This is a genomic window from Allochromatium palmeri (assembly GCF_009720725.1).
In the GTDB taxonomy this organism is placed as follows: domain Bacteria; phylum Pseudomonadota; class Gammaproteobacteria; order Chromatiales; family Chromatiaceae; genus Thermochromatium; species Thermochromatium palmeri.
The window spans coordinates 1-949 of the sequence record NZ_WNKT01000138.1; the positions used below are offsets into that span (position 1 = coordinate 1).

Here is a 949-nt window from a genome sequence, read left to right on the forward strand (position 1 = left end):
TTGGTGGACTCACAGTCCCAACAAGATCCGACGTTTCGCACCCCGTTGTGCTACACGCGCTTGACGGCGGCCGAGGCACTGAAGCAGCTACGCCAACAGGGCGTCGCCGAGGAGGCTCTGCCCGCGCCCAGCACGATGGCCCTGGTACTCAACCGTAACGGTTACCGGCTGCGTCCGGTGCTCAAGGCCAAGCCCCAAAAAAATTCCCGAAACCGACGCGATCTTCGCCAATATCGACGCCAAAGATGGCCACCTGATCGACACCGACGGTACCCTCAAGCGCTTGAGTATTGACTGTAAAGCGACGGTCAACCTCGGGGCGTATTCGCGTGGCGGTCAGACACGCCTGGACAACCGTGCCGCCGATCACGACATGGGGTGTACGGAAAAATACACCCCCTTTGGGATCGTCGATGAAGACAGCGCGCAACTGTTCCTGTGGTTCGGCCACTCGGCCAAGACCAGTGACTTTCTCGTCGATGGTCTAGAACAGTGGTGGAAGCGCCTCCCAGACCAGGAGCGTGACTCCATCACTCAGCTCCAGATCAAGCTCGACAACGGTCCGGAAAGCCATGGCCACCGCACCCAGTTCCTGGCACGCCTGGTGGCCTTCGCCGACACCATCGGATGCCCGATTCAGCTCCTCTACTACCCACCTTACCACAGCAAATACAACCCCATTGAGCGCTGCTGGGGCATTCTCGAACAGCATTGGAACGGCACACAGCTCATCGATGTCGCGACCATGCTGGAGTGGGCCAAGAGCGCGACCTGGAAGGGAATTCATCCGATCGTCGAACTTACACATACCATCTATGTCAAAGGCGTCACCTTGAGCAAAGCGGCCATGAAACCGATCGAGGCGCGGTTAGAGCGCAACCCCTCCTTGCCTAAATGGGACATCCTCATCCGGCCAGCTGATGGGTAAGTTCTTTCCTGGCAATCTCCT

Annotated in this window: 1 pseudogene; it reads left to right on the plus strand. The window is 58.6% G+C overall.

Annotated elements, in window-relative coordinates:
• Positions 1 to 3: 3 nt before the first annotated feature.
• Positions 4 to 928, plus strand: a pseudogene (locus GJ668_RS19825) (ISAzo13-like element transposase-related protein).
• Positions 929 to 949 lie beyond the last annotated feature (21 nt).